This window comes from Planotetraspora silvatica (genome assembly GCF_016863315.1).
Taxonomy (GTDB): domain Bacteria; phylum Actinomycetota; class Actinomycetes; order Streptosporangiales; family Streptosporangiaceae; genus Planotetraspora; species Planotetraspora silvatica.
This window is the reverse complement of record NZ_BOOQ01000024.1, coordinates 20,635-47,414: the sequence shown is the minus strand read 5'-3', so window position 1 is coordinate 47,414 and position 26,780 is coordinate 20,635. Positions and strand designations below refer to the sequence as shown.

At 69.3% G+C, this 26,780-nt stretch carries 25 protein-coding genes; 12 read left to right on the top strand and 13 right to left on the bottom strand.

Translation table 11 applies throughout. From position 1 onward, the window contains the following. The first annotated feature begins 795 nt into the window (after positions 1-795). Positions 796-4,920 carry an Ig-like domain-containing protein gene (locus Psi02_RS18440; RefSeq protein WP_203975677.1) on the top strand — a complete coding sequence of 1,375 codons (4,125 nt, stop codon included), beginning with the start codon at positions 796-798 and terminating at the stop codon, positions 4,918-4,920. Between the two features lie 153 nt (positions 4,921-5,073). On the opposite strand, the gene Psi02_RS18435 is transcribed toward Psi02_RS18440, so the two are convergent. Further along, positions 5,074-5,493 (bottom strand): nuclear transport factor 2 family protein, encoded by a 420-nt coding sequence (locus Psi02_RS18435; protein ID WP_203975676.1) that lies wholly within the window; start codon positions 5,491-5,493, stop codon positions 5,074-5,076. 216 nt (positions 5,494-5,709) lie between these two features. Between Psi02_RS18435 and Psi02_RS18430 the strand changes: the two genes are divergently transcribed. After that, positions 5,710-6,513 carry a class I SAM-dependent methyltransferase gene (locus Psi02_RS18430; RefSeq protein ID WP_203975674.1) on the top strand — a complete coding sequence of 268 codons (804 nt, stop codon included), beginning with the start codon at positions 5,710-5,712 and terminating at the stop codon, positions 6,511-6,513. A 185-nt stretch (positions 6,514-6,698) separates the two neighbouring features. Here the strand turns inward: Psi02_RS18430 and Psi02_RS18425 are convergent, their stop codons facing one another. Next, positions 6,699-7,193 (bottom strand): NUDIX domain-containing protein, encoded by a 495-nt coding sequence (locus Psi02_RS18425; protein ID WP_203975672.1) that lies wholly within the window; start codon positions 7,191-7,193, stop codon positions 6,699-6,701. 118 nt (positions 7,194-7,311) lie between these two features. Here Psi02_RS18425 and Psi02_RS40720 point away from each other — a divergent pair, with 118 nt between their 5' ends. Then, positions 7,312-7,440 carry a hypothetical protein gene (locus tag Psi02_RS40720; protein ID WP_275415205.1) on the top strand — a complete coding sequence of 43 codons (129 nt, stop codon included), beginning with the start codon at positions 7,312-7,314 and terminating at the stop codon, positions 7,438-7,440. A gap of 83 nt (positions 7,441-7,523) precedes the next feature. Here Psi02_RS40720 and Psi02_RS18420 read toward each other — a convergent pair whose 3' ends face one another. Both Psi02_RS18420 and Psi02_RS18415 read right to left on the bottom strand, forming a co-directional pair. Then, positions 7,524-8,291: an aldo/keto reductase gene (locus Psi02_RS18420; protein WP_203975670.1), complete on the bottom strand. Its 768-nt coding sequence runs from the start codon at positions 8,289-8,291 to the stop codon at positions 7,524-7,526. Positions 8,292-8,455: 164 nt separating this feature from the next. Further along, complete coding sequence (locus tag Psi02_RS18415) at positions 8,456-8,911, bottom strand: winged helix-turn-helix transcriptional regulator (RefSeq protein WP_203975668.1); 456 nt, start codon at positions 8,909-8,911, stop codon at positions 8,456-8,458. Between the two features lie 126 nt (positions 8,912-9,037). Here Psi02_RS18415 and Psi02_RS18410 point away from each other — a divergent pair, with 126 nt between their 5' ends. Further along, positions 9,038-9,994, top strand: a complete 957-nt coding sequence (locus tag Psi02_RS18410) for an alpha/beta fold hydrolase (protein ID WP_203975667.1) — start codon at positions 9,038-9,040, stop codon at positions 9,992-9,994. 155 nt (positions 9,995-10,149) lie between these two features. Here Psi02_RS18410 and Psi02_RS18405 read toward each other — a convergent pair whose 3' ends face one another. Beyond that, entirely contained in the window at positions 10,150-10,794 is a 645-nt protein-coding gene (locus tag Psi02_RS18405; RefSeq protein ID WP_203975665.1) for a response regulator, read from the bottom strand. Beyond that, positions 10,791-12,101 (bottom strand): sensor histidine kinase, encoded by a 1,311-nt coding sequence (locus Psi02_RS18400; protein ID WP_203975663.1) that lies wholly within the window; start codon positions 12,099-12,101, stop codon positions 10,791-10,793. The genes Psi02_RS18405 and Psi02_RS18400 overlap by 4 nt, the downstream gene beginning before the upstream one ends. 111 nt (positions 12,102-12,212) lie before the next feature. On the opposite strand from Psi02_RS18400, the gene Psi02_RS18395 reads away from it, so the two are divergent. Genes Psi02_RS18395 through Psi02_RS18380 form a run of 4 tightly spaced genes read left to right on the top strand, consistent with a single transcriptional unit; the run spans position 12,213 to position 15,758 of the window. Next, on the top strand, positions 12,213-12,767 hold the full coding sequence (locus Psi02_RS18395) for a hypothetical protein (protein WP_203975661.1): 555 nt from the start codon (positions 12,213-12,215) through the stop codon (positions 12,765-12,767). After that, positions 12,764-13,855 carry a peptidoglycan-binding domain-containing protein gene (locus Psi02_RS18390; RefSeq protein WP_203975659.1) on the top strand — a complete coding sequence of 364 codons (1,092 nt, stop codon included), beginning with the start codon at positions 12,764-12,766 and terminating at the stop codon, positions 13,853-13,855. The genes Psi02_RS18395 and Psi02_RS18390 overlap by 4 nt, the downstream gene beginning before the upstream one ends. A 44-nt stretch (positions 13,856-13,899) precedes the next feature. Next, a complete protein-coding gene (locus Psi02_RS18385) occupies positions 13,900-14,577 on the top strand; it encodes an ABC transporter ATP-binding protein (RefSeq protein ID WP_203975657.1) in 678 nt (225 codons plus the stop codon). Further along, positions 14,574-15,758 carry an ABC transporter permease gene (locus Psi02_RS18380; RefSeq protein ID WP_203975655.1) on the top strand — a complete coding sequence of 395 codons (1,185 nt, stop codon included), beginning with the start codon at positions 14,574-14,576 and terminating at the stop codon, positions 15,756-15,758. The genes Psi02_RS18385 and Psi02_RS18380 overlap by 4 nt, the downstream gene beginning before the upstream one ends. 137 nt (positions 15,759-15,895) lie before the next feature. Here the strand turns inward: Psi02_RS18380 and Psi02_RS18375 are convergent, their stop codons facing one another. Genes Psi02_RS18375 through Psi02_RS18360 form a run of 4 tightly spaced genes read right to left on the bottom strand, consistent with a single transcriptional unit; the run spans position 15,896 to position 20,220 of the window. After that, entirely contained in the window at positions 15,896-17,161 is a 1,266-nt protein-coding gene (locus Psi02_RS18375) for a glycosyltransferase (protein WP_203975653.1), read from the bottom strand. 49 nt (positions 17,162-17,210) lie between these two features. Next, entirely contained in the window at positions 17,211-18,068 is an 858-nt protein-coding gene (locus Psi02_RS18370) for a DMT family transporter (RefSeq protein WP_203975651.1), read from the bottom strand. Further along, positions 18,065-19,351 (bottom strand): glycosyltransferase family 4 protein, encoded by a 1,287-nt coding sequence (locus tag Psi02_RS18365; protein WP_203975649.1) that lies wholly within the window; start codon positions 19,349-19,351, stop codon positions 18,065-18,067. The genes Psi02_RS18370 and Psi02_RS18365 overlap by 4 nt, the downstream gene beginning before the upstream one ends. 2 nt (positions 19,352-19,353) lie before the next feature. Then, the gene (locus tag Psi02_RS18360) at positions 19,354-20,220 is read right to left on the bottom strand and encodes a COG4705 family protein (RefSeq protein WP_203975647.1); all 867 of its coding nucleotides are present in this window, start codon (positions 20,218-20,220) and stop codon (positions 19,354-19,356) included. 146 nt (positions 20,221-20,366) lie between these two features. Between Psi02_RS18360 and Psi02_RS18355 the strand changes: the two genes are divergently transcribed. Beyond that, on the top strand, positions 20,367-21,032 hold the full coding sequence (locus tag Psi02_RS18355) for a response regulator transcription factor (protein ID WP_203975645.1): 666 nt from the start codon (positions 20,367-20,369) through the stop codon (positions 21,030-21,032). Continuing rightward, entirely contained in the window at positions 21,029-22,342 is a 1,314-nt protein-coding gene (locus tag Psi02_RS18350; protein WP_203975643.1) for a sensor histidine kinase, read from the top strand. Before Psi02_RS18355 ends, Psi02_RS18350 begins: the two co-directional genes overlap by 4 nt. 6 nt (positions 22,343-22,348) lie before the next feature. Here Psi02_RS18350 and Psi02_RS18345 read toward each other — a convergent pair whose 3' ends face one another. Both Psi02_RS18345 and Psi02_RS18340 read right to left on the bottom strand, forming a co-directional pair. Continuing rightward, complete coding sequence (locus tag Psi02_RS18345) at positions 22,349-23,233, bottom strand: M56 family metallopeptidase (protein ID WP_203975641.1); 885 nt, start codon at positions 23,231-23,233, stop codon at positions 22,349-22,351. Continuing rightward, the gene (locus tag Psi02_RS18340) at positions 23,230-23,610 is read right to left on the bottom strand and encodes a BlaI/MecI/CopY family transcriptional regulator (protein ID WP_203975639.1); all 381 of its coding nucleotides are present in this window, start codon (positions 23,608-23,610) and stop codon (positions 23,230-23,232) included. The genes Psi02_RS18345 and Psi02_RS18340 overlap by 4 nt, the downstream gene beginning before the upstream one ends. A gap of 180 nt (positions 23,611-23,790) precedes the next feature. Here Psi02_RS18340 and Psi02_RS18335 point away from each other — a divergent pair, with 180 nt between their 5' ends. Next, positions 23,791-24,543 carry a DedA family protein gene (locus Psi02_RS18335; RefSeq protein WP_239094976.1) on the top strand — a complete coding sequence of 251 codons (753 nt, stop codon included), beginning with the start codon at positions 23,791-23,793 and terminating at the stop codon, positions 24,541-24,543. Next, on the top strand, positions 24,540-25,490 hold the full coding sequence (locus Psi02_RS18330; protein ID WP_203975637.1) for an undecaprenyl-diphosphate phosphatase: 951 nt from the start codon (positions 24,540-24,542) through the stop codon (positions 25,488-25,490). Before Psi02_RS18335 ends, Psi02_RS18330 begins: the two co-directional genes overlap by 4 nt. A 60-nt stretch (positions 25,491-25,550) precedes the next feature. On the opposite strand, the gene Psi02_RS18325 is transcribed toward Psi02_RS18330, so the two are convergent. Beyond that, positions 25,551-26,699, bottom strand: coding sequence for an AbrB family transcriptional regulator (locus tag Psi02_RS18325; RefSeq protein ID WP_275415203.1), 1,149 nt, complete (start codon positions 26,697-26,699; stop codon positions 25,551-25,553). Positions 26,700-26,780 lie beyond the last annotated feature (81 nt).

The window sequence follows — 26,780 nt, the reverse complement described above, 5'->3', positions numbered from 1 at the left end:
CGAGGCGGCCCTTGGCGCCTACGGCGACCGAGAAGACCACGGCCGGGATCGGCCGGCGACCCGTCGTTCACGCCAATCGACCGACCGCGATCCGGTAGAAGCCGCGCAGCCCTCGGCGGGCGTGGCCGGCACCGGTTGGGACAGCGACCCGCCCCGGGCGAAGAACAACCTTGAAATCACCCCGGGCCGAGGTAATGGAAATCGCGGGCTCCGCCAACTCGATTCTGAGCCCTGTTACGCCGAGCCTTGTTACACGCGCAATTATTCGGCGTTAAATAATTGAGTCGCCGATACAGTTTCTTAATACAAAATTAACGACACGCGGGGGCATTGCCAAGGCCTCTCCCGACCGGCAGACAATCAACTTGCGCCCCGACCTCGACTTTCATGAATCCGGTCCGGTTCTCGCTTCGGCGGGTGGTCGTGCCTATGGCCCGCCGGCGCGCCGGATGCCGGTGTTACAGGGGCTACGGGTGCCCTCCCCCTCGGGCCTCCGTCGATGTCGGTGAAACACAACTGGGCGCCGAGATGCGGGCGCTCCCCGCGCACGATGACATGAATGCCATTTGCCCAGGACAACAGGTCGACCAGGCCGTTGATTCGGCGGCCCAGGCATCGTAGCGGGGGTCGCCGTTCGGCGTTATAGGCGACCTCCCACGCCTCCTCGAAACAGGCCGTGCGCCCCGCCGACAAGATCTCAACAAATGAGACGGTCGCCTCAAGAAACCCCCAAGAAACGTGGGCTGGTTAACGTCCCGAGTGCAAACTTATCAACTCCTTTTTCGGGAGAGCTTTGTGAAAGCACGAACACGGAGAAGCGCCCGGGTGCTTCTCCGGGTGATCGTCTCACTGACGGTCCCGGTAGCGCTGACCTCGCTGGCAACGGCGGCGCCGGCCAAGGCTTCTACGACGGCGGCGCCGACCGCGGCGGCGACGCGAACGACGACTTCGGCGGGCCTGCCTGACCCGACGGCCCGCGGACCGTTCGGGCATCAGGTCATCCAAGAGGCCAAGTTCGGCCTGGCGACCATCGAGGAGCCGAACTCCGACGGAGCCGCACCGACGGCAGGGACGGCGCAGGCGCCGGAGCAGGTCGAGATCCGCGGTCAGCTCTACATGCCGGACTGGACCCGGCGTACCAGGCCATCGCCACTGATCATCCTGGTGCACGGCAACCACGGCTCGTGTGACGCCGGCCAGGACAGCGTGCAGGCCACCTGTGCGCAGTTCAAGCACAACGAGAACGGCTACGCATACCTCGCGGAGAACCTCGCCACGTGGGGATACACGACGTTCTCCATCTCGCAGGACCAGTTGATGATGCGGCAGGACAACAACAAGGGGAAGGGCATGCACAACCGGCGCATGCTCATCGCCGCCGCCCTCGACGCGATCAGTGCGGCGAGCCGGGCCAGAGGCTTGCCCGTCGATACGCACACGACCATCGGCACGACGCTCTCCGGTCACCTCGACATGACCCGTATCGGCCTGATGGGCCACTCACGGGGTGGTGACGCGGTCGCGAACTTCCTCGACTACAACCGCATCCGCACCGACGGCCCGCGTTATCCGATCCGCGGTGTCATATCGCTGGCGCCGGTGGACTACGAGCGCAAGGCTCCGTACGGCATGCCGTTCATGTCGATCCTGCCGATGTGTGACGGCGACGTCTCCAACCTGCAGGGCGCCCGGCTGTTCGAGCGCAGCCAGTACGTCAACCCGGGCGATCCCTTCCCGCGGATCCAGGTGGAGCACCTGGGTGCGATCCACAACTGGTACAACACCGTCTGGTATGCCGACGGCGGTGCGGACGGCCAGGGCAACAACGACGCGGCGTGCGGCAACTCGGCACCGTTCGCGACCAACAACATCCACCCGCACAACCTGCGGCTCAGTGGTGCGGCGAGCTACACCGACCCGAACCTGAACTACGCGATCGACAACTCCGATCCGCTCAATCCCGCGGTGAACACCAAGTTCTCGGGTGACGCGGCACGCATGGGTGACCAGGAGAAGCTCGGACTGGCGACGATGGCCGCCTTCCTCCGCCGCTACATCGGTGGTGAGGGCGCCTTCCAGCCGTACATGACCGGCGAACTCTCGGACACCTCCACCGGGCTGCAGATCCCGCCGGCGGCCTGCCCCACGAGTCCGTCCGGCATGGCCATCCCTTGCGACGAGCGGGTCAACACGACCTACTTCGCCGCGCCGCAGGAGCGGGTGGACGTGATACGTCCCGAGGTGGAGAACCCGCTCACGCTCAACGCCCTCGGCGGTTCCCTGAGCGGTAGCGGTTTCGCGGACCCGTACGCGCAGGCTGCCGGTGTCGCGCCGAAGCCGGTCTCGACCGCGGGCGGCTACGACTGGTGCAACCCGGAGCCCCAGGACTTCGCCCCGTCGCAACTCGGCAAGAGCGGGCTGCCGGCCGCGGCCAAGCCCTGCCCGCTGCCTGCGGCGAGCGCGGTCGGCGGGCAGAACGGCACCCGTGAGAACAGCCCGATCAACCACTCTTACGGTCGCCAGCTCACTCTCGCGTGGGACCAGAACTCGCCTGCCACGCTCACCGCCCAGATCCCGGCCGCGTCGAAGAACATGCGCGGCCTCAAGGCTCTGGCTCTGGATGCCGCCGTCAACTTCTTCGACATCCGCAACCCGGGCGCCGACAACCGCGGCGACAACACCAGAGACACGACGGTGAACGGCACCCCGGCGAACCCGGTGTGGCCGAACGAGTCGCCGACGTCGTACGACCCGGCCTCGACGACTCAGCATTTCGTGATCGCGCTGAGCGACACGGCCGGTCACGAGGGCACGGTCGACGCCGGGGACCCGCGCTGGGGCAACGCTCTGCACATGTCGACCGGTACGAACACACCGAACACGCACATCGTCCTCGACCAGATCCGCGTCCCGCTCGGCGAGTTCGCGGCACAGGGCGTGGACACCGGCTCCCTGTCGAAGCTCGAGTTCCGCTTCGGTGTAGGTGACCTGCCGAAGTCCGGCTCGATCGAGATGGCCGATGTGCGGTTCCAGGAGAGCGAGGCGGGGTCAAAGATCCTCTCGGACGGCGACAGGGCGAACGGCGCCGGCTACGGCCGGTCGGCCCTCGGCGGTCCGGACCCGGCGGCCTACCTCGCCGCGTACGACAACACTCCGGGCGACGTCAAGCTCAACGACGTGGTCGCCAACCCGCAGGGGAACACGACCTGGACCGTCGACGACGACAAAAAGCAGTGCCCGAACGCCCAGTTCACCTCGATCCAGACGGCCGTCGACCATGCGGCGCCCTGGGACACGATCGTGGTGTGCGCGGGCGTCTACCAGGAGTCGTCGACTCCGGCGAACAGCGCATCCAACCCCGTCCAGGCGGGCGCGAGGAACGGCCTGACGATCAACAAGCCCTTGAAGATCAAGGGTGCGGGAGCAGACAAGGTGATCATCGAGCCGGACCAGTCGCTCGGGACCCTGGCGGGCGATCAGCCGTACCTGCGTGACGGTGGCGGCAACGTGATCACGATATCCAGGCAGTCTCTCGGCTCGACCGACACCAACGAGATGTTCGTCGACATCTCGGGCGTGACGGTGACCTCGGGCAAGGTCTGGGCCGAGGCGGGTGTCGCCTACTTCGGCGCTGCCGGACGCGTCGCGAACAGCGTCATAGGTCCGATGAAGGTCGCGACCGACGCACAGGAATCGGCCGCACACCCGCACGGCTGGGGCATCGTCAAGACCGGCGTCATCCAGGGGGCAGGCTCCGGCACGGTCGAGAGCGAGCTCACCGTCACGAACAGCGTGATCACCGGTTACCAATCCGGTGGAATCCTGTTCGACGGCGCCCGCGGCAAGGACGGCAGCCCGGACAACACCGTCCGGACCGGCATCCGGTACCACGGCTACGTGACCGGCACCGTCGTCAAGGGCGAGCCGAACAGCCTGTACCCGCAGGTCGGCGTCAAGTACACCAGCGGTGTGACCGGCTTCGTGAAGAACAGCCGGATCACCGGGAACTACTACACGCCCGCACCGTCGCAGTCGTACGGCATCCTGTCGACCGACGCCGGTACCGACACTGCCGGAGCGCTCACTGCTTCGGGCGACGTCATCACCGGGAACGGGTTCGCGGTGTACAACGCCAACGCCGACAACACCGCCGTCCGCGAGGGCGCCCCGTTCGCCGTGTCGGGCAGCTACCTCGGCACCGGCCACACGCCGCGCACAGGGCTCAAGGCGGTCTCCGGCCCCGACAGCACGGGTGCGGCCACGGTGACCGTCACGGGTCTTCGCTCGTCGCCGCCGAGCAAGGTGCCGACCGGAGTCGGGCGCATCGCCGACCACGCACCGACGGCCGAAGTGGCCGACCCGGGGCACGGATCGGAGTTCCAGGTCGGATCGACGGTGCATCCGCTGATCCGCGGCACCGATGACTTCGCCGTCCAGTCGGCGACCCTGATCGTCGACGGCACCAAGGTCGGCAGCACCACTACCGCGCCGTATCAGCTCAGCTGGACGCCGAGTTCGAAGGACGCGGGCAAGCACGTCACGTTCCAGGCGCTGGTCGTCGACTCGTCCGGTAACGCGACGCGCTCCAAGCCGGTGACCTACACAGTGGCCCCGGTGATCCCGCCGCCGACGGTGAAGATCGACAAGGTGGAGACCAACACCGACGCGGGCACGGCAACGATCCTCGTCACCGTGAACACGGCCGGTACGGTCACCCTGTCCGGCGACAAGGTGGTCACGGACACCAGCCAGGTGCACAAGGCGAGCACCTTCACGATTCCCGTGACGGTCGCGCCCGCGTACCGCCAAACCTTGATCAAGTCGGGCAGGCTTCCCGTCAACCTCACGATCACGTTCAAGAACACGGCAGGTCAGAGCGCGACCCAGTCCGTCAACGTGACGCTCATCAAGAAGAGGTGATCTGGCCCTTCATGCACTGACCCGGAAGGGCCTCCCGCAAGGGGGCCCTTCCGCCATGCATACCGGTGCGAGCCATCGGCTGAGGGCTTCGGCGAAGACCGGATCGTGCCTCCCCCAGGTCGTCCGCCTTCTCCCGCGAGAGCCGGGCGAACGTCACTCCGGCGCGGGAAGCCTCAGGCCGAGGTGGCTGTAGCACTCCAACTGGTCGTAGTAGCCGCGCTGGCTGACGACGAGGTCATGCTCCACCGTGAAGACCCAGCAGCAACGCACACTGACGCTTCGACCGGTCGCCTGGAGCACCTCGCCCTCGGCCAGCAGGAACGGTCCCGTGTGCGTACCTGTGACCGTTCCCTCGACCACCACGTTGTCGTCGCACACCATCTTGTCCCACACCGTCACCCGCATGTCCGGAAAGCCCTCGACGATGTGCCCTTGGAAGGCGATGATCTCGTCCCAGCCTTCTGCCTGCATCTCCGGCCACACGGCGACAGCCCCTGGGACGTAGCACTCCATCAGCGCGCCCTGATCATGGGCATTGACTGCGCTTATCAACCGATCGATGACATCAGGCATCACGGGCCCCCTTCCCGAACAGAATCACGGTACCAACCTGGGCAAACCCGCTGCCTGGCCCTGCGGCGGCCACTACACCTCGCCGGCATCGTGGTGCGCCTTCCCCCGCGCCCGGATCCCTGCCAGGCTCCGGAGAGCCCCCAGGGGCTGAAAGAAGGGTCACTCATGACAGGGGCCGGTGATCGACAGCGCCCAGGCCGCCGTGAAGGGATCGCGATGCGACACGCCACAGGCGAACACACGCCCGGCCCCAGCGGCTACGACGCCGAACTACGGCGGCACGACCGAATACTGCGCCGGGCCTGTGACGTCCAGCTCCACGACCACGTCCTCGACATCGGATGCGGGGCCGGGCAGACGACCCGTCAGGCCGCGCGCACAGCCCAGGCAGGCGGTGCGCTCGGGGTCGACGTCTCCGCGCCCGCCGTCGAACGTGCCCGCGAACTCGCCCGGGCGGAGGGGGTCCGCAACGTCACCTTCGAGCACGCCGACGCACAGGTCCACCGCTTTCCGGAACAGCGCTTCGACCTGGCGATCAGCAGGTTCGGCACGATGTTCTTCGACGACTCCGTCGCCGCGTTCACCAACGTCAGGCGGGCGCTGCGTCCGACCGGGCGCCTGGTGATGATGGTCTGGCAGCCACCCGAGCACAACGAGTGGGACGTCGCCATCCGCCAATCCCTCGAAGTAGCCGACGGGCCGGTAGCCAGTGTTTCCGGGGGACCGGATCCGTTCTCACTCGCCGACCCGCCGACCGCGACGGAGATCCTTCAGGCTGCGGGATTCACCGACGTCGTTTTCGCCGACGTCCACGAGCCGGTCTACTACGGTCCGGATGTGGCCGCCGCCCTCGACTGGGTCCGCGGCTTCACCTGCACCAGCGAGGTGCTGAAGCGACTGGGCCCCGCCGCCGCGGCACGCGCGGTCGGGCGTCTGCGCGAGACGCTGTCCGCACACCTGAGTGACGACGGTGTCTGGTTCGACTCCCGCGCCTGGATCATCACCGCTCGTCGCCACTGAGAGGGAACACAACCGCGCTCAGCCAGATGATCAACCCGGAACAGGCAGCACCACCCGCTCCCCCACCCGGCCGGATACAGCCGCCCGGAGTACCCCACCAGCGGAAGCCCGGGCGTCGGCGAGCGAAGCGCCGAAGCTGACGATCTCTCACGCTGGAACCTGCACTGCTGGTGAGGCGGCAGGCCTCAGGCGAGGAGGCAGCCGTCTTCCAGGTAGGCCACGCGGCCCGTACGGCGAGCCGACACGGCCGCCTGCAGTCGGCGCACCCGAACGATCGGCAGGTAGGCCTCCGCGTCCGAGACCTCGACCAGCCGCCACTCGCTCAACTCGTCCGCAGGCAGGCGGATCGCGGACAGCTGGTCGGGGGCCCACACACCGCCGTCGAAGATGAGCCGGAACCCGCCGACCTCAGTATCGTGTGGGCGCATCCAGTCCGCGCACAGCAGCACGGGGGACGCCGACAGCGTCACGCCGAGCTCTTCCTTGACCTCCCGGACTGCGGCGTCCCACGGTGATTCGCCGTCGTCGACCGAGCCGCCGGGGAACTCCCACCCCTCCTTGTAGGTGGGGCGGACCAGCAGCGCCCGCCCTGCGACGTCGGTGATCAGCAACCCTGATGCGGTGGAGTGGCGGGCGAGGGACCGGCGGTACTCCTCGTCGCGTGCAGCGTCGTCGGCCATCTTCGTTCCCCCTCAGTCGCGTGGACGCGGCCCACGGTACCCGCGGGGCACAGTGGCAGGTGAATCACGAGTCGCGGCGGGGAGAAACTGAGACCGAGCCCGCCAGTCCGCGCTCGGGATGACGGCCCCGCTCGTCACAGGTCAGGACGCCGAGCGCCCCTGGCACAGGGTCCTGGTGCTGCTGCGTCCGCCGGTCCGCACACAGTCGGCGGAGGAGCCGGTCGCCGCCGGACTGGGCCGCGGCTGAACCGGCGCGCGGACGCCCGCGACGAGCTCCAGAGGAGAACTCGGGGCGTCCGCGCGTTCATGCCGCCGCACCCCCGTCTTCGATCAGGCCAACGCGTCGATCGCGGTGACGTCCTCGGGTGTGAGGTCGAAGCCCTGCAGGTCGAAGTTGGTGGCGATGCGCTCCCGGCGGGAGGACCTGGGCAAGATCACGATGTCGTGTTCCAGATGCCAGCGGAGGACGACCTGGGCGGGAGTGACTTCGTGCCTTCGGGCGATCTCGGTGAGGACCGGGTTGTGCAGGTCGGTGTTCTTGAGGCCGCTGTAGCCCTCGACGACCACCCCTCGGCGGCGGTGCTCCTCCAGCAGGGCCGGGTCGTGTTGCGCCGGGCTCCACGGAATCTGGTTGACCGCCGGCTGCCGTCCCGTGGCCTCGGTCACCAGGTCGATCAGTTCCGGGCTGTAGTTGCTGACCCCGACGTTGCGGACCAGTCCGGCGTCCTTGGCGGACAACATCTCCTGCCATGCCGGGACGAGCTCGTCCTGGTCCGTCGGCCAGTGGATCAGCCAGAGATCCACGTAGCCGGTGCCGAGCAGCCGAAGACTCGACTCGAGGGTACGGCGGGCATGTCGCGCGTCCGCCGGGCGGAGCTTGGTGGTGACGAAGATCTGCTCCCGGTCCAGGCCGCTGTCCTTCACGGCTCTGCCGACGTCCGACTCGTTCTGGTACAAGGTCGCGGTGTCGACATGCCGGTAACCGATCTCAAGCGCCGCACGCACCGACTCGTACGCCGCCTGGGGCTGCAGCTGCCAGGTCCCGAAACCGATCAACGGCAGTGCCGTGCCGTCAGGGAGGTTCACTGTCTTAGTCATGCGGAGCATTCTGCACCAACGCCCTGCCGTGATCGGCGGCCGCCCGCGGCCCTCGCTGCGGGGGCACCGGATCCGCGGACAGACCCCCGGGCCCGCCGCCGCTTCGCGATGGGCCGACGGCATACGGGATGGGGGCGTTCAACGGCGTCGCGGCCTGCCTCGCCTCAGGGCATCCGGCGCGGCTCGCCGAGATGGGTGCCGTCAGCCCGAACGGGGCTGCCATCCGGCCGCACATAGGTGAGCTTCGCCAGCGGCTCGCCGGTTACCCCGTCGATCAGCGGGACGTACTCCTCGCCGGGTTCGAAGGCGTGAGCCTCCCCCCACTGGCGAAGGGTGACGATCAGATCGAACAGCTCCCGGCCCGCGTCGGTGAGCACGTACTCGCGGTAGCTGCTGCCGTCCGAGGCCGGCTCGCTGAGCAGTACGCCGGCGCCGACGAGCGTGCGCAACCGGGCACTGAGGATGTTCTTGGCCACACCGAGGTTGCGCTGGAACTGCCCGAACCGCCGCACTCCGTCGAACGCGTCTCGGATGATCAGCAGTGACCACTTGTCGCCCAGGACGTCGACCGTTCGGGCCACCGGGCATCCCGTGGCCGGCTTCGTGCTCGTCGCTTCCATGTGACCGCCTTCCCTTCCGGATCCTTCCAAGCCACGGCTGGTTGCAAATAAAAACCAACCTGACCTATGCTCACGGTGGTTTCAATTTACTACCACCGCTTGACCGCTTAGGGAGAACAAGCCGAAATGATCGCCGCTGCCGAGACCTTCCGGGGAACCTTCCCGTTCGCGCCGCACTACAGCTCAGCGCCCGGATTCCGGATGCACTACGTCGACGAGGGTGCCGGTTCCGTCCTTCTCTGCCTGCACGGCGAGCCCACCTGGGGATACCTGTTCCGCGATCTTGTCCGTCGCTTCTCCCCCACCCACAGAGTCGTGGTGCCCGATCACATGGGCTTCGGGAAGAGCGAGACGCCGGCGGACCGGACCTACTGGCTGCAGGACCACATCGACAATCTCGAGTCGCTGATACTCGACCTCGACCTCGACGACATCACGCTCGTCATGCACGATTTCGGCGGCCCGGTCGGCATGGGGCTGGCCGCTCGGCACCCGGATCGCATCGCGCGGGTCGTCTCCATCAACGGCCCGACGCCGTTCGGTCAACCCGGACTGGCCGAGGCGCTGGAGGACAACGGCGACGAATCCCCATGGTTCCGGTGGATCGCACAGGCCAACCAGAGCGGAACGCTCGAAAACGTGCTGGGTGAGCTGAAGTACAACATCCTGAGCACGCTCAAGCTCAACGGGTTCGAGAACAATCAGATCATTTCCGAGACCTGGATCGAGGCGTACGGCGCGCCCTTCCCGACGCCCGCCGAGAGCCGAGGAGCGATCGGGTGGGCGAAGGGATTCGCAACCGGCGCACACGTCTTCGAAGCTCCGACCGATGCGGCCCGCGCGAAGTTGGCCGAGATCCCGGCCCTGGCGATCTGGGGCGGCGCCGACCGGACCTTGAACAGCGCGTATTTTCTTCCCCTGTTCACGTCCGCCTTCCCGGACGGGATCGTCACCGAACTGCCGGGAGTCGGGCACTACAGCATCGAGGACGCGCCGGACACGGTCGGCGAGCTCCTGAGCGGGTTCCTCGACGCGACCACGACCTCGCCGACGCACCGGGGTGGCGGAGCGCTCGACGAGTGACGTACCGCCCCTGCCCGCGGTTCTCCCGCCCCTGCCCGCCACGTCATACCGCCCGGCGACACTTCCGCCCCTGCGGATGAGCGGGCGTTGCGCCGCGGGCCCGCACTGTGTCGCTGATCCCGCTGCCCCGTCACCAACGTCCGTGGTCAGTACACCTAGGCGGCGAGGCCGGTTTCGTAGGCGTAGATGACGGCGTGGATGCGGTCGCGGAGCTGGAGCTTGGCGAGGATGCGGCTGACGTGGGTCTTGACGGTGCCTTCACCGATGACGAGACGGTCGGCTATCTCGTGGTTGGACATGCCTTGGGCGATGAGTGAAAGGACGTCGCGTTCGCGGGACGTCAGGAGGGCCAGGCCTGACCCGTCCGCCGGGCGCGTCGCCGTGTCGACGAAGTGCTTGACCAAGCGGCTGGTGACCGTGGGCGCGGCGACGTTCTGGCCTGCGGCGACCGTCCGGATCGCGGTGACCAGGTCGGCCGCGAGGGTGTCTTTCAACAGGAACCCCGCGGCACCCGCGTGCAGGCCCGCGTAGACGTATTCGTCCAGGTCGAAGGTGGTCAGGATGATCACATGCGGACCGGTCGCCGCGGAGCGCAGGCGGCGGGTCGCCTCGATGCCGTCGATCCCGGGCATTCGGACGTCCATGAGGACGACGTCAGGCGCCTCCCGCGCCGCCACTGACAACACCGCCAGACCGTCGGCGGCCTCACCGGCCACCCGGATGTCGTCGGTCTCGTCCAGGATCATGCGGAAGCCGGTGCGGACCAGGGCCTGGTCGTCGGCGATCACGACCCGGATCATGCCGGCACCGCCACGGGCAGGACCGTGGTGACCTCGAAACCACCATGGTCGGCCGGTCCCGCCCTGAATGTCCCGCCCAGTGCGTTCACCCGTTCCGCGATGCCGCGCAGCCCGTTGCCGAAGACCGGTGTCTCCCCGGCCACGCCGGTGTCCGCGACCCGGATGTGCAAGGTGTCGGCGTTGAAGGACAGGTCCACGCTGCAGCGGCTGCCCGGTGGAGCGTGCTTCAAGGCGTTCGTGAGCGCCTCCTGGACGATCCGGTAGGCGGACAACTCGATGCCCGCGGGCAGTGTCGCGGGCTCGCCGGTGACCGCGAACTCGACCGGGGTTCCGCTGGACCGGACGCTTTCGATCAGGTCGGGAAGCGCGGCCAGGCTGGGCTGGGGAGCGAGTGACGGGTCGGTGCGCACGAGGCCGAGCAGCCGGCGCATCTCGGCCAGCGAGGCTCTACCCGTCGTGATCACATTGGTCAGCGCGACCTCACTGCGTTCCGGATGCCGGCGCAGAGCCGCCTGCGCCCCTTGCGCTTGGACGACCATCACGGAAAGGCCGTGCGCGACGACGTCATGGAGCTCACGTGTGATCCGTCCGCGTTCCGTCGCGACGGCCAGGGCCGTCCGCTGCTCCTGTTCGCGTTCCAGGTCGGCCGCCCGCGCCTGCAGGACGGCCAAGTGGAAACGGCGGGTCCGGGCGTTGTCACCCGCGGCCCAGGCGATGCCCAGCAGCAACGCTGGAACTACCGCATACGACAGAGCCGTCCACAGCACGTCCGCCAGCGGATCCGCCAGAGCGAGTTTGTCGGCAGGACTCTTCGCCGGGTTGGTCTTCGCCAAGATGGTGAGAATTGGGGTGTCCAGGAGAGGACCGAACAGGCCGATGCCGACCAGCCCGGCTTCGAGGGCGACGAGCACCGCCAGCGACAGCCGGCGAGTACCGGCGGCACTCGCCAGCGCGTACAGAACGACCAGAACGACCAGGTCGAGGGGCAGCAGATCGCTGCCGAGCACCGCCTTGGGACTCGACGAGACCAGCGTCATCGCCGGCCAGCCGAGAAGGTGCGAGGCCGCGCACGCCGTGGCGAGCAGCATCGCCGCCAGCGGCCACCGGTGCCGGGCGAAGATAGCCGCGACCGCGAGCAGGGCCGCCAGCCACCAGCAGAGAATCTGCAGTCTCCAGTCGTCCGCCGACCCGTAGACGCTGATCATCTTGCGCTGCGCCGGCGTGTCGAAGAAGGGGTCGGCGCCCAGCAGCGCACTGGTCACGGCCAGCACGATGACCATGGCGCAGTCGCCCAGGAACGTGCGCATGGCGGCAGGGTATCCGCGCCGGGATGAAAAGCGGATCTGTCGTGAGATATACATCCGGGTCCACCGGACGGCAGACGCGGCGGCCCGGGCGCCACGTCCAACCTTGGGAGCATGAAACGCATCCTTGCCTGCACGGCCCTGGCCCTGGTGTGCATCACCGGGTGCTCAGCCGCCGGCGGCGACGACACACCGTCCCCCTCGCCCAGTCAGAACAACGTCCAGCGCTTGATGACGATCGGAAGGAAAATGGCCCAGTGCGCCCGGGCCCACGGCCACCCGAACTTCCCCGACCCGGTCGCGAACGCCGAAGGCGACGACATCGTCTTCAACCTTCCCGGTGGAAACGGCGATGTGAAGACCGTGTTCCGCTCGCTGGAGGGCTTCCCCGAGTGCAAGTCGCTCCTCAACCAGATGTCGGACGCATCCCCACCCAGGAAGCGCGGGCCACGACGAGTGGGGGATCCGGGTCCGAAGGACGTGCCCGCCCTGCGGAACTTCGCGAAATGCATGCGCCAGCACGGACTTCCGGAGTGGCCCGACCCCAAGGCCGACGGGAGCTTCCCGATGTCCGGAACGCCGCTGCAGGCCGAGGGCAAATCGAACCGCGTGAGGACCGCCGCGGACGCGTGCCAGCAGTTCTGGTCCGGCAGGATCCTCGGCTCATGAGGACCGGGGGCGTGCTCGTTGTCGTCGCCGCGGTCGCGGCCGCCGGGACCGGCGCCTGGGCGATCACCCGTCAGGATCCTGCCGCTCCCAAGGTGAGCGGATCGCCGGTGGCCGTCACGTCGGTGACGGTCGGCCGGGGGGACATCGTCGCCCGGATGCCGCTCGGGGGGACCCTCGGCTACGACGGATCGTTCACGATCATCAGCCAGCTCCCGCCGGGAGTGATCACCTCGGTTCCCGCACCGGGTGCGGTGATCAAGCGCGGAGGCCGCCTGTTCGCCGTCGGGGCCGCGTCCGCGGTGCTGCTGTATGGCCGGACGCCCGCCTACCGGGCTTTCGCTCTGGGCATGACCGACGGCGCCGACGTCAAGCAACTCGAACGCAACCTGAAAGCGCTGGGCATGGAGCCGGGGACCGTGGACCGGCATTTCTCCGCCTCCACCGCGGCGGCCGTGCGGCGCTGGCAGAAGGCGCGCGGCCTGCCCTACGCGTCCCGGACGGGACGACTGGAGCCCGGCGACGTGATCTTCCTGTCGGGGGCCGTCCGGGTCACGCAGATCCAGAACCCCGCGGGTGCGCTGGCCGGGCCCGGCGCTCAGATGCTCGTGGTGAGCTCCACGAAAAAGGTCGTCCACGTCTCCCTGCCGACCGATCGGCGGTCGCAGGTACATGTGGGAGACCGGGTCAGCGTCTCCCTTTACGGATCTTCACACACCTATGACGGGCGGATCCGTTCCATCGGGAAGGTGGCGACCGCGCCACCCCAGCAGCAGCAGGGGCCGCCGGGCAGTGAGGGCCCGGCCACCATCCCGCTGACGATCAGCCTGGTCAAGCCGGGCAGGGAACTCGCCCAACTCGACCAGGCTCCGGTCAACGTCGACGTGATCAGCCAGCGGCGGCGCAACGTGCTGACCGTCCCGGTCACCGCCCTGCTGGCCGGTTCGAACGGCGGCTACCAGGTCGCGGTGCTGGACGGCACCGCCCGCAGGCTCGTCCAGGTCGTGCCCGGGCTCTACGACGACCAGTCGGGAACCGTCGAGGTGACCGGCATCGAGGAGGGCGCCAAGGTGGAGGTGCCCGTCTCATGAACCGCCCCATGAACGATCTCATGAACGATCTCATGAACCGCCCCATGAACGATGTCGTGCTGTCCTTCGAGGGCGCGGTGAAGACCTACCCGGGCACGCCTCCCGTCGAGTCGCTGCGCGGGGTGGATCTGACCGTACGGGCCGGGGAGATGGTCGCGGTCCTCGGCCCGTCCGGATCGGGCAAGACCACGCTGCTCAACCTTGCCGCCGGGCTCGACCGTCCCACCGCGGGGTCGGTCCACCTGGCCGGCGAGCGCATCGAAACACTGTCGGACCGGCGGCTGTCCGGGCTGCGCGCCCACACGATCGGCGTGGTCTTCCAGCAGTTCTTCCTGCTCGACCATCTCACGGCCCTCGACAACGTCGCCGGTGGCCTGCTCTACCGCGGCCTGCCGCCGCGCCGCCGCCGTACCGCCGCCATGGACGCGCTCGAGCGCGTCGGCCTGTCCCACCGGGTCGGCCATCTGACCCGTCTCCTGTCCGGCGGCGAACGCCAGCGGGTCGCCATCGCCCGCGCCCTGGTCGGTCGTCCCGCCCTCGTGCTGGCCGACGAGCCCACCGGCAACCTCGACTCGGCCAACGGCGACCAGATCCTCACCCTGCTCCGCGACCTCAACGCCGACGGCGTCACCTTGCTCGTGATCACCCACGACCCGCATGTCGCAGCCGCCTGTACCCGCCGCATCCAGATCCACGACGGCCGGATCGGCGGTGAGTCATGACCACGCCCGTCTCCCGGCTGCGCGCCGGTGATCTGGTGCCGCTGGCCACGGTCGGGCTGCGCAGCCGCAGGACGCGGACCGCGCTGTCGACGCTCGGCATCGCCATCGGCATCGCCGCGATCGTGGCGGTGCTGGGCATCACCCGCTCCAGCCAGTCCGAACTGCTCGACCGGATCGACCGTCTCGGCACCAACCTGCTGACCGTGGCCGACCTCGGCGGCAACGAGGAGCCGCTGCCGCCGACCGCGCGCACGAGCATCGCCCGCACCGACGGCGTCGAACGCGTCACCGCCACCGCCCAACTCCAGGACACGGGCGTCTACCGCAACGACCGCATCCCCGTCGGACAGTCGGGCGGGCTGGAGGTCCGGGTCACCGAGACGACGTTGCTGTCCACCCTGGACGGCCACCTCGCAGCTGGGAGGTTCCTCACTTCGGCCACCAGCGGCTACCCGGTCGTGGTGCTCGGCCACGGGGCCGCGGACACGCTGGGCATCGCCCACCTGGATCCGGCCACCCGCGTCTGGCTCGGCGGCCGATGGTTCACCGTCGCGGGCATCCTGCAGCCCGTCGAGCTCGCCCCCGAGATCGACCGGTCCGCCCTCATCGGCACCGGCGTGGCCGGCTCACTCGGCTACACCGGGCATCCCACCCGCCTCTACCTGCGCGCGGCCGTCGAGCACGTCACGAAAACCGCGGGCCTGCTGGCCCGTGCCGTCAATCCCCAGGCGCCCGAGAACGTCGCGGTCACCCGCCCGTCCGACGCGCTCGAATCCCGCTTGCTCGTCGCCGACTCCACCACATCCCTCCTCCTCGGCCTCGGCACCGTCGCCCTGCTCGTCGGCGGCATCGGCATCGCGAACGTCATGGTCATCTCCGTGCTGGAACGCCGCACCGAGATCGGCCTGCGCCGCGCCCTCGGCGCCACCCGACCGCACATCGCCACCCAGTTCCTGCTCGAATCACTGCTCCTGGCCACGCTCGGCGGCCTCACCGGGACGATCCTCGGCTCGGCCGCGACCTACATCACCGCGATCAACCACCACTGGCACCCGCTCATCCCGCCCGCGGGCATCGCCGCAGGCCTCGGAGCCGCGGTGCTGATCGGCGCGCTCGCGGGCCTCTACCCGGCCACGCGAGCCGCCCGCCTCGCCCCGACCGACGCGCTGCGCTCCGCCTGAGCCATGGCTTCATCGGGAGCCGTGCCGGTGGCTGTCGTCCACCTCACCGACGGGACACGGGCCCTGACCTGCACGAGCCGCCGACAGGCGGTCAGAGGTCCGGCGCTCGTGTCCTTCTCCCAGACGGCAGTCCTCAGCTATCGACGAAGCTTCCGCGCTGCCTGCCACTGCAGCTCCGCGTAGATTTCCTCGAATCGGGCGAGAGAGCGGTGGTGATCGTGAGTGGCCGCCAGCGCGAGGCTGGCCCGGGCCATGGAGCCGCGCAGCTCGGCCGAGCTCAGAACGGCGGTCAGATGACGGGCCAGTTCCCTGACGTCACCGGGCCGGTACAGGTAGCCGTTGCCGTTCACGAGATGCGGCAGCGCCATGGCGCGGGCCGCCACGACGGGCAGCCCGCTGGCCATCGCCTCCAGCGTGGCGATGCTCTGCAGCTCGGCCACCCCCGGCATGGCGAACACGTCGGCGGCCGAGTACACCTGCGGCAGGGCGGCGTCAGGGACGAAACCGAGGAAACGCACCCGTCCGTCCACGCCGACGCGTGCCGCGAGCCGCTCCAGGGCCGCTCTCTTCCCGCCCCTCCCGACGAACACGATCTGGGCGTCGACGTGGTTCAGCACGTGGGGAAGGGCCCACACCAGTTCGTCCAGGCGTTTCTCCTCGTCGAGGCGGCCCACGAAGAGGACCGTGGGCCGGTCGGCCAGCCCGAACCGTCGCCTCGCCCACTGCTGAGGCTGCGGCTGGAACCTGTGCAGGTCGATCCCGCAGGAGATCGCCTCCACGTCGCGGGTGAAGCCCTTGGTGGCGAGCAGTTCCGCGGCTATCCGCGTGGGAGTGGTGACGCGGTCGGCGCGGGCGAACACCCGGGTGAAGTCACTCCAGACGAGGTCGCCCACACGCCGTCGAAGCCGGACCGGCACGTGGGCGAACTGGAACATGTTGTCCGGCATGAAATGGTTGGTCGCGATCACTGGCAGGCCGGCCGTACGAGCCGCCGCGATCGCCGCCCGGCCCACCACGAAGTGCCCCTGCACGTGGACGACCTCCGGGCCCACCTGGCCGATCAACCGCGACAGCGTACGGCCCAGCCCCGCGGGCACGCTGACTCTCATCGTCGGGTGGACGAGCAGTGGAGCGGAACGCAGCCGGTGGACCACGACACCGTCGATGTTCTCCACGCGCGGCGGGCCCTGATCGGAGGCGCACACCACATGGACCTCGGCGCCGCGGGCGGCGAGCCCGCTCGCCAAGCGGTGGCTGAAATACGCGGCGCCGTTCACGTCAGGCGGGTAGGTGTCGGTCGCGATCAGGACGGTGCTGCCACGGCCGGCGTCCACTCCCTGTGACGGCGTGTGCGGAGCCTGCCGTTCGAGGGGAGGCACGGCGTCAAGAGGGAAGGCGTTCATCAGGTCATCGATCCTTTGTCGAGGCGTTGTCGAGGCGCTGTCGAGGCGCTCATGTGGTCAGCGGCGTGGTTCGTGCGAGCATGGCGATGCCGGCGCCGGCCACCAGGGCGAAAGCGACGGCGATCGCCGTGTGGTCCGGCAGGGGTTCCCCGAGGAGCGCGGCGCCGCAGGTCACGGCGGTGAGCGGATCGGCCACCTGCAGCGTGGCGAACGCCACACCGAAATGTCCCCTCCCCCGCTCTCCGCTCCCACTCTTTGCACCCGGCGCGTCCGGCCCGGCAGGAGCGGCGTACGCGCGCTGGATCAGCATCAGGGCGGGCACCGCCGGCAGGGGCAGGGCCGCGAGGAGCCACAGGTTGTCACCCGCTCCCCCCACGACGACGTGGGTGAACGTGGCGGTCGCGCCGTACAGGACTCCTGCCGCGACCGCGAGCAGGGCGCTGCGGACGGCACCCGCCGAGAACCGTGCGAGGCCGAAGCAGGCCAGGGCGGCGAGACCGATGGCCGTGAGCATGGCCACCGCCCCCGCGTTGGTCAGTTGCGGCGTCTGGGAGGACGGCGGGACGAGGAGCACGAGCCCCATCAGCCCGATGCTCACCAGGCACGCCGCGGCGAGTTCGCCGCGTCCCGGGCTGCGGCCGTGCATCGCGGCGGCGATCGGCAGGGCGAACAGGAGGCTGGCCACTCCCATCGGCTGCACCACGCTCAGCGGCCCGAGGCTCAGCGCGACGATGTGCAGGGTGGCCCCGGCGGCGCTCGCCGCGGCGCCGGCCAGCCAGGCCGGCCTGCGAAGGAGCACAAGCATACGGGGGGTCTGGAAACGGGCGGCCTCATGTTGCTGCAGCACCGCGCCGAGCGCGAAGAACAACGAGCCGAGCAGCGCGACGCCGGCGGCGAGTGCGGTCATGCAGTTCGCCGCCGGGTGGTCCGGTCGCGGCCACGCACCAGCTCCTCGAGCAGGTCGTCCCACCGCCTGCCGATGTCGGCGGGGTCGTACGCGGCGGCCGTGCGAGCCGCCGCGGCACCGAGGGCACGCCGCGCCTGCTCGTCCTCGATGAGTTCACAGACCGTGCGGGCGAACGCGTCGACGTCCTCGGCCTTGACCAGGCGGCCGTCCAGGCCATCGGTGATCACCTCGGCCGGCCCGGTGGGGCAGTCGAACGCCACGACCGGCAACCCCTTGCTCATCGCCTCGAGCAACACCATCGGCATGCCCTCGGAACGCGAGCTGAGCACGAACATCCCCGCCTTGGACAGCTCCTCGCCGACCCGGTCGGTGCGCCCCATCAGGAACACCTTGTCTTCCAGGCCCACGTCCCTGATCTGTGTGTCCAGGCGCTCGAGCCACGGGCCCGACCCGAAGATCCGCAGGTTCCATTCCGGATATCGCTCCGTGACCATGCCCCACGCCGAGATCAGCAGGTCGAACCCCTTGTTCCGGTCGAGCCGGCCGATCGCCACGGCCGAGGTGCCGTCCAGCGGAGCATGTTCCCCGCCGAGCGGCGGCAGGGCGTTGGGAATGCGGACGAGGCGCAGGCCGGGTAACAGCGCCGCGTACTGCTCCTGGTCGGTCCTGGTCAGCGTGACGAGCGCGTCGAACCTGCCGTACCTGCGGGCGATGACCTCGCGGAGCGGCCGTTTGTGCGCGGTCAGGTGGCGGTGTTCCTGGCCGACAGTGATCACTTCAGGTGGGGCGAAGGAGGCAGCGAGAAGGTTCAGCGCCGGACGCGTCGTGATCAGTGTGCCCCCACGGAGACCGCGCAGGCGGCGAACCATCAGCAGGTCGGTCCACAGCGAGCAACTCCGGTAGACCGGCTCGGTGGTGGGCACCAGGACGCTGGGCAGCCGCGCCAGCCATCGGGCGGCTCCGGTCTTCTGCCGAGTCCGGTCGTCCAGGGTGGTCACCTTGACTCCCTGAGGAACGTCGAAGAACGGCCTGTCCCTGGTCCTGACGACGCTGATGACCTCGACGTCTCGTTCCTGGGCCAGATGGCCGGCCAGGTTGAACACCGTGCGGATCGTGCCGCCCATGCCGAAGGCGTGGAAGAGGAGAATGCGGACGACGTCCGCGCCGGCCGCATGATCGCGGCGTGCCCGCCACAGGTTGGCCAGGCCGAGCAGCCGCAGGGCCGTCCAGCGCAACCATCTGGCGCCCGATCCCAGCAGCCAGGTCCGTACACGCTGCGGCACGGTCACCTCCTGTGATCGCGTCCGTCGGCCGCCCGGCGTGCGCGGCCGACCGACGCGGTCCGCCCATGTGCCGGGAGCGCCGCGCCGCGGAGGTCCCGGTCGCGCCCGCTGATGGTCAGGTAGACCACGAAGCCCACGATGGCGATCAGGAAGAGCGCGCTGGTGACGACGGTGCCGAGGCCCAGTCCGCCTTCGTCGCCCGGTTGCGACAGGTAGTCGCCGAGGGACGCCCCCAGGGGCCGGGTCAGGATGTAGGCGAGCCAGAAGGTCAGGACGGCGTTGACCTTCATCACCCCGTAGGCGAGGGCGATGACGCCGATCAGTGCGCCGAACATCACCGCGGACGGGAGGTAACCCATGTTCAGGCGTTCGGCGACGAGGTCGCCCGACGCGGTTCCGAGAGCGAAGGTGAACAGGATGGCGAGCCAGTAGAAGCTCTCGCGCCTCATGGTGGAGATGGTGTGGATGGACAACGTCCGCTCTCTGGCGTACCAGGCGGCGAAGGTCGCGATCAACGCCAGTGCGAAGACCACCGTGGTGGTCTCCAGCGGAACCTCCAGGCCGTCGGTCAGGTTGTCGGTGATCAGTGTGCCCACGACGCTGATCAGAACCACGGTGAGCCAGTAGAGCCATGGCCTGTACGTCCCGGCCCTGAACTGGAAGACGAGGAACACGGCCAGCAGAGCGGCCATGACGTAGGTGGTGGTGGTCAGCCCGAGGTTCAGGGTGGAGCTGAGGAAGTCGGCGGCGGTCTCGCCGACGGTCGTGCACAGGATCTTGATGATCCAGAAATGGACCGTGACCGCGGGCACCTTGCTGAGGGCCTGTCTGGCTCCCCAGTGGGCCGTTTTCGCTTCAGGACTCATCATCGAGCCAGGCTGGCACCCCGCACCTGAACTCAACCTGACTGCGTGACACGTGGCTTCACGTGCGGCGACGCTCTGTCGGGGGCTTCTCGGGCCGTCGCGTAGTCTGTCGACTCCGACCTACTACAACGTGTAGGGAGCCGACGCCCATGACCGCGACCGTCGCCATCGTCGAGGACGACTCCGCCCTGCGTCAGGTGCTCAGCCGTGGTCTGCGCGAGGAGGGGTTCGAGGTGCCCGTCTGCGTCTCCACCGGGTCCGACCTGCTCCGCCGTATCGACGCAGCGGCTCCCGAGGTGTTCATCGTGGACATCGGCCTCCCCGACGTCGACGGCCGGGATCTGTGCATGGCGATCCGGGCACGCGGGGTGGAGGCGCCGGTGCTCTTCCTCACCGCGCGCGGAAGCATCACGGACCGGCTGGCGGGATTCCACTCCGGCGCGGACGACTATCTGCCCAAGCCCTTCCATTTCGACGAGTTGGTCGTCCGGCTGCGGGCCCTGATCCGGCGGAGCGCCTCCCAGCGGCCCACTCCGCCCGGACTCCACCTGGACCCGGCCACCCACACCGTCCGGGACGGGGACCGGGCGGCCGCGCTCACGCCGACGGAGTTCCGCATCCTCGCGCTCCTGCTGGCGCGCCGGGGCGAGGTCATCCGCCGCCGGACGCTCATCAACGCGGCTTGGCCACCCGGCGCCATGGTTCACGACAACACACTGGACGCCTACATCGTCCGGTTGCGCCGCAAGCTCACCGAGTTGGGGCAGGCCGGGTTGATCACCACGATCCGCGGCGTCGGGTATTCGATCTCGTGATCCGCAACAAGCTCGTCATCACCGCCACGGCAACGCTCGCCGCGGCACTCGCGGCGCTGACGATCGGGTTCTCCTCCGTGTTGTCGTGGCGGCTGCAACAGGACGCCGACGGCGTCCTTCACACGAGGGCCGAAGCCGCGGCGGCGAACATCACGAGCCGGCAGGGGCGGCTGATGCTCACGGACACCCCCTACGACGAGGCGCTCGACAACAGAGTGTGGGTGTTCGACGGCAAAGGATCTCTGATCAGCAGCCCGCCGCGATCGAGCCCGCTCGACGGGGACGCTCGCGACGTCGGCCGATCCCCGCGTACCGTCGTCCGTGACGTGTCGCACGACACACGGATGCTGGCCCTTCGCCTGCGCGACGCCGGCGCGCCCAACGCGACGGTGGTGGCCGCCGTGTCGATGATTCCGTACGAGGACGCCGCGCGCACCGCCCTCATCGGGGCCCTGGTCTTCGACGTGCTGATCCTGGCCATAGGCGCCTTCTTCATCCGCCGTACGGTGCTGCACGCGCTCCGGCCGGTGGGGCAGATGACCGCCCAGGCGGCCACGTGGTCAGAACGGGATCTCGATCGGAGATTCGGACTGGGACCTCCGCGTGACGAGCTGACCGGCCTGGCCGCGACTCTCGACACGCTTTTGGCCAGGCTGTCGGCCGCCCTTCGGCACGAGAAGCGGGTCACGGCCGAGATCGCGCACGAACTGCGGACTCCTCTCACGCAGTTGCGGCTGGAGACCGAGATCGCACTTCGCCAGGACCGGCCGCCCGAGCAGTTGCGGGCCGCGCTCCGGCAGGTCCTCGCGGGAACCGACCGGCTGGCCGACACCGTCGACACGTTGATCGGGCTGGCCCAGCAGAGCATCGATCCGTCCACGGGTACGTGCAAAGCCGTCGAAGCGGCGAACGCGGCGTTGCGCTCCTACATCGACCTGGGCAAGGACGTCCGGCTGGATCCGTCCGCCCGGGCGGACCTCGTCGTCGCGTGCGATCGGGATGTGGTGCTCCGCATACTCCACCCTCTGCTCGACAACGCCGCGCGGTACGGCCGCGCGACGATCGTGCTGGGACTGTGCCGTGACGGGAACGACGTGGTCTTCTCCGTCGCCGATGACGGTCCCGGGTTCGGCCCCGAGGAGATCGGGACCGTCTTCATGCCCGGAATCCAGGGAGCCGCCGCGAGCCCCGGGGAGGGCGCCGGCCTGGGTCTGGCACTCGCCCGCAGACTCACCGACGCGGCGGGCGGCAGCCTGACCGCGAAGCTCTCGAACGGCGGCCTGATCGAGGTGCGCCTTCCCGCGGCGTGAGCACGCTCAGTGCATCACGAGCATCACGACGATCGACGCGAAGTCCCGTGTGGCGTCGAACGACGCCCCCACCGCCAGCAGGGTCATCGCCGCGACGGCCCACAGATGCCAACCGCGGGTGACCGGCTCGGGGGCCAGGAGCGCGGAGACCCGGTCGGCCACACTGACCTGGTGGAAGCCCGGCGCCAAGGGAGAGGCGACCGCGGAGGTCGATCTGGCCAGGGCAGCGACCGCCAGAGCTTCGGCGACGAGGCGGCGGCTGCCCGCCACGGCGACGGCGTCCTCGTCCGCGTCCCGCTCGCACAGGAAGCCGATGGCTCGGCGTACGGGAACAAGCAGGGGATTCATCGCCGCGGCGAGCTCGCCCAGCGACAACGCGACGGAATGCCGCGCCCTCAGATGCGCCCGTTCATGGGCGATCAGCGCCCGCCGCTGTCCGGCGTCGAGCGCGCGGAGCATGCCCTCAGTGACGACGACGCGCCCGCCGCCGGTGCGCGACGGAACGGCGAAGGCGTCCGGTCTCGGATCGGCCACCACGAGAAAGTCCCCGCCCGGCATCGCGCTGAGCCGGCGCAGGCGCCGCCGGGCCTGGAGCAGCCGGCGCACGGCCAGAAACGAACGCACCGCGCCCACCGCGAGGAGCACCGCGGCCGCCAGGGACACCGTGTCGTCGATCGGCACCAGCCGCTCCGCGGCGTCGAGTGCCGGAATGTCGTCGACGAGCAGCGACCCGAGCAGAAGAGACGTCCAGACGGTCCCCGCCCCCGCGATCATCGACGCCGCCGTCAACGTCCACAGACCGGCCCGCGGCGGCAGCACCTTCGCGACCGGCCGCGCGGACATCGCCAGCACGAAGCTGACCAGCAGGGGCAGGTAGACGGCGACGGTCACGGCGAGCCCTCGTCGCCCAGCGCGGCGCGGAGAGCGGCTTCGTCGGCCGCGTCGAGCGTGGTGACGAAGCGCATCAGGATCTCGTTGCGGTCGGCGCCAGTGTCCAGAACGGCCCGCATCTGCTCGGCCGCCGCCTCCGCGGCCCCCTTCACCGGCCGGTACGTCGAGCGGCCCGCCGGACCCAGCCGGTGAACCTGTCCCTTGCCGTGAAGGCGAGTGAGGATCGTGTGGACCGTGTTGTAGGCCAGATCGCCCCCGACGGCCGCCTGGACCTCGATCGCGGTCATCGGCCCGTCGGCCGCCCACAGGGCACTCAGGATCTCGCCTTCCAGCTGACCCGCCGACCGTCTCGACCGGGCCGCGTCCCTGCGTGCCATCTCACCTCGATTCGTCGGTCTACACCGTACCCGCCGGAGTCGCGGGAGCGCTCGCCCGGCGACATCGCTCCTACAACGCGTAGGAACGCACTTCCTACACCGTGTAGGGTCATACCGTACTCAGCTGGGCAAACAGCCGTATGCATGGAAGGAGATCACGGTGAGGCTTCTCCTCGGACGGTGTCGATCCCGTGCCACGGCGGTGCGATCCGCGTGAGCGCGGCCACGTCCACGGCCCTCGGCGCCGTCAACCTCCTCGATCCCAAATCGCTGCTGCAGGCCTTCGGCGTGGTGGGCGTGGCGGCGACGTTGTTCGCCGAGACCGGTCTGCTCGTCGGCTTCTTCCTGCCGGGCGACTCGTTGCTGTTCCTCGCCGGGATCGCCGCCTCCCCCGTGGCACGGGACATCGTCGGCGTACGGCTCAGCCTGCCGCTGTTGCTCCTGGTCGCGCCCCTTGCCGCCATCATCGGCGCTCAACTCGGCCATCACCTCGGCGCGCGCTTCGGCCGCCGGTTGTTCGCCAAGCCGGATTCGCGCCTGTTCAAGTCCGCCCACGTGGCCCGGGCCGAGGCCTACTTCGACCGGTACGGCCCCGCCAAAGCGGTGGTGCTCGCCCGCTTCGTCCCCGTCGTACGGACGCTCCTCAATCCCGTCGCCGGGATCCTTCAGATGCCCTTCGGGCGCTTCCTCCGATGGAACATCCTCGGCGGCCTGTTGTGGACCGACGCCATCCTTCTCGTCGGCTACCTGGCAGCCGGCACACTCCGTGACGCCGTGGGCGCGCAGAACATCGACCGGTACCTTCTGCCCGTCATCGCATTGATCGTGTTGATCTCACTCATGCCGCTGCTGGTCGAAGTGGTGCGACACCGGCGCGGCCGTCGCGCCGCCGAAGGGACCGAGCCCGGCGCCGTCGGCGGAGGACACCGATGAGCGGACATCTCTCGTACGTGGAGGCTCTCGTCGTCGGCGCGCTCCAGGGCGTCACCGAACTGTTCCCCGTCTCCAGCCTGGGACACAGCGTGCTCCTGCCGGCGCTGGTCGGGGGTCGCTGGGCCGACGATCTCAGCGTCTCCACACAGGAGTCGCCGTACCTGGCCTTCATCGTGGGGCTGCACGTGGCGACGGCGCTCGCGCTCATGGTGTTCTTCTGGCGCGACTGGCTCAGGATCGTCACCGGATTCGTGACGTCGGTACGCCACAGGCGCGTCGCCACAGCGGACGAACGCCTGGCCTGGATGATCATCATTGCCACGATTCCCGTAGGAATCACCGGCCTGCTCCTGGAGCACACCTTCAGGACCGTCCTCGGCCGCCCCCTTCCCGCGGCGCTCTTCCTGGCCCTCAACGGCGTGATCCTCTACGGCGCGGAATTGTTGCGCCGGCGGGCGCTCGACACCCGGCACGCGACGACACCCCCCATGATCGGCGGGACGCCGGACGATACGGCGACGACCGGAGACCGCGGCACCACGGATCTGGCCAGTGATCGACGCATCACCACGCGGTCCTGGCGCGACACCACGCTCATCGGCACCGCACAGGTCCTCGCACTGCTGCCCGGCATCAGCCGATCGGGAGCGACCATGGCGGCCGGGCTGTTCCGCGGACTCGACCACGACGACGCCGCCCGTTTCTCCTTCCTCCTCGCCACGCCGGTCATCCTCGCCGCGGGCGTGCTGAAACTGCCCGACCTGTTCGGCCCGCTCGGCGACGGCATCCACGGCCAGGTCCTCGCGGGGAGCGCCGCGTCGTTCGTCTGCGCGTACCTCGCCGTACGGTTCCTCACCAGGTACTTCCAGACCCGGACCCTGATCCCGTTCGCGGTCTACTGCACCGCCGCCGGAGTGGCGAGCTTCGCCTGGCTGGCCACCCGCTAGCTCTGACGTCCGACGGAGCGACCGTCGGCGACCACGTTCGTGAGACGGGTCTGCCCACGTCTACCCGCTGCCGGGACCGACCGGCCTCGGCCTCGGCGTGAAGAGTCGAATGACCAAGGGTGCCAGCAGGACCATGATGAACAGCCGCACGCTCTGCACGCTGGAGATGAGGGACACGTCGGCGTGGGTGGCGACGGCCGTGGTCAAGACGGCGTTGATTCCGCCGGGCGTGGTGGCGAGATAGGCGTCTGTCAGGGGGATCCGCACCGTCGCGGACAGCAGCCAGGCCAGGCCGGCGCACGCGATGCTGATCGCGACGGTGCAGCACAGGGCGAGTGGCAGCAACCGGCGTATGTGCGCCATGGCGGGGCGGGTGAAGCGCAGCCCGATGTCGAGGCCGACGATGGTGAACAGGAACGCGCGGAGCAGGCCGGTGGGGGCGAACTCCTCCAAGAAGCCCGCGGCCGTGATGGCGGCCGTCAGGAGCATCGGCCCGAGCAGCGCGGGACTGGGCAGCCGGACGGCGCGGCCGATGAGGACGCCGGCGAAGGCGACACCCGCCAGGAGCAGAAGCCCGATCCCCTGATGGTCGCCCGTGACCACGCGCCAGCCACCGCCCGTGTACGGCGTGGCCGTGACGGGGGCGGTCGACTGCGGGCTGATCATCCAGTGGACCACGAGGGGCGCGGTGGCGGCGACCAGTGCGACGCGCAGGCACTGCAGGAAGGCGACCGTACGCGAATCGGCGTCGTGGTCCTGAGCGGTGGAGATCACCGCGGCCGACCCTCCGGCGACCATGCCCAAGGTCGCGCTGGCCCGGTCGATACGGCCGGTGCGGGCCATGACGGCGGCCGCGAGGAGGCTGAGTCCGATGGTCGCCACGGTGACGACGGTCAGAGGAAGCATGGCGCTGGAGGCGTGCTCCAACGTATTCGGGTTGAGATAGCTGCCGATCAGCACCCCGAGCCCGGCCTGGCAGGTGCGATTGAGGCGGGCCGGTACCTGATCGGCGGTCAGTCCCGTCGCGGCCAGGGCCAGTCCCGCCACCAGTGGAGCCAGCAGATGCGCCGCCGGCAGCACCGCCTCGGCGGACTCGCCGATCACGTACGCGATCACGATGAGCGCCAGCCAACCGGCCCAACGGCGCCACACAACGTGGTTGGGGGGTGAGTGTGCCGGGATCCTGCCTTGCGAGACGCTGCTGCTCATACCCACCTACGTTGCGTTCGGCGACGTCCGACTACGCTGAGTAACGATTCGGCGCGCTCCCGGATTCCCCTCACCAGGCAA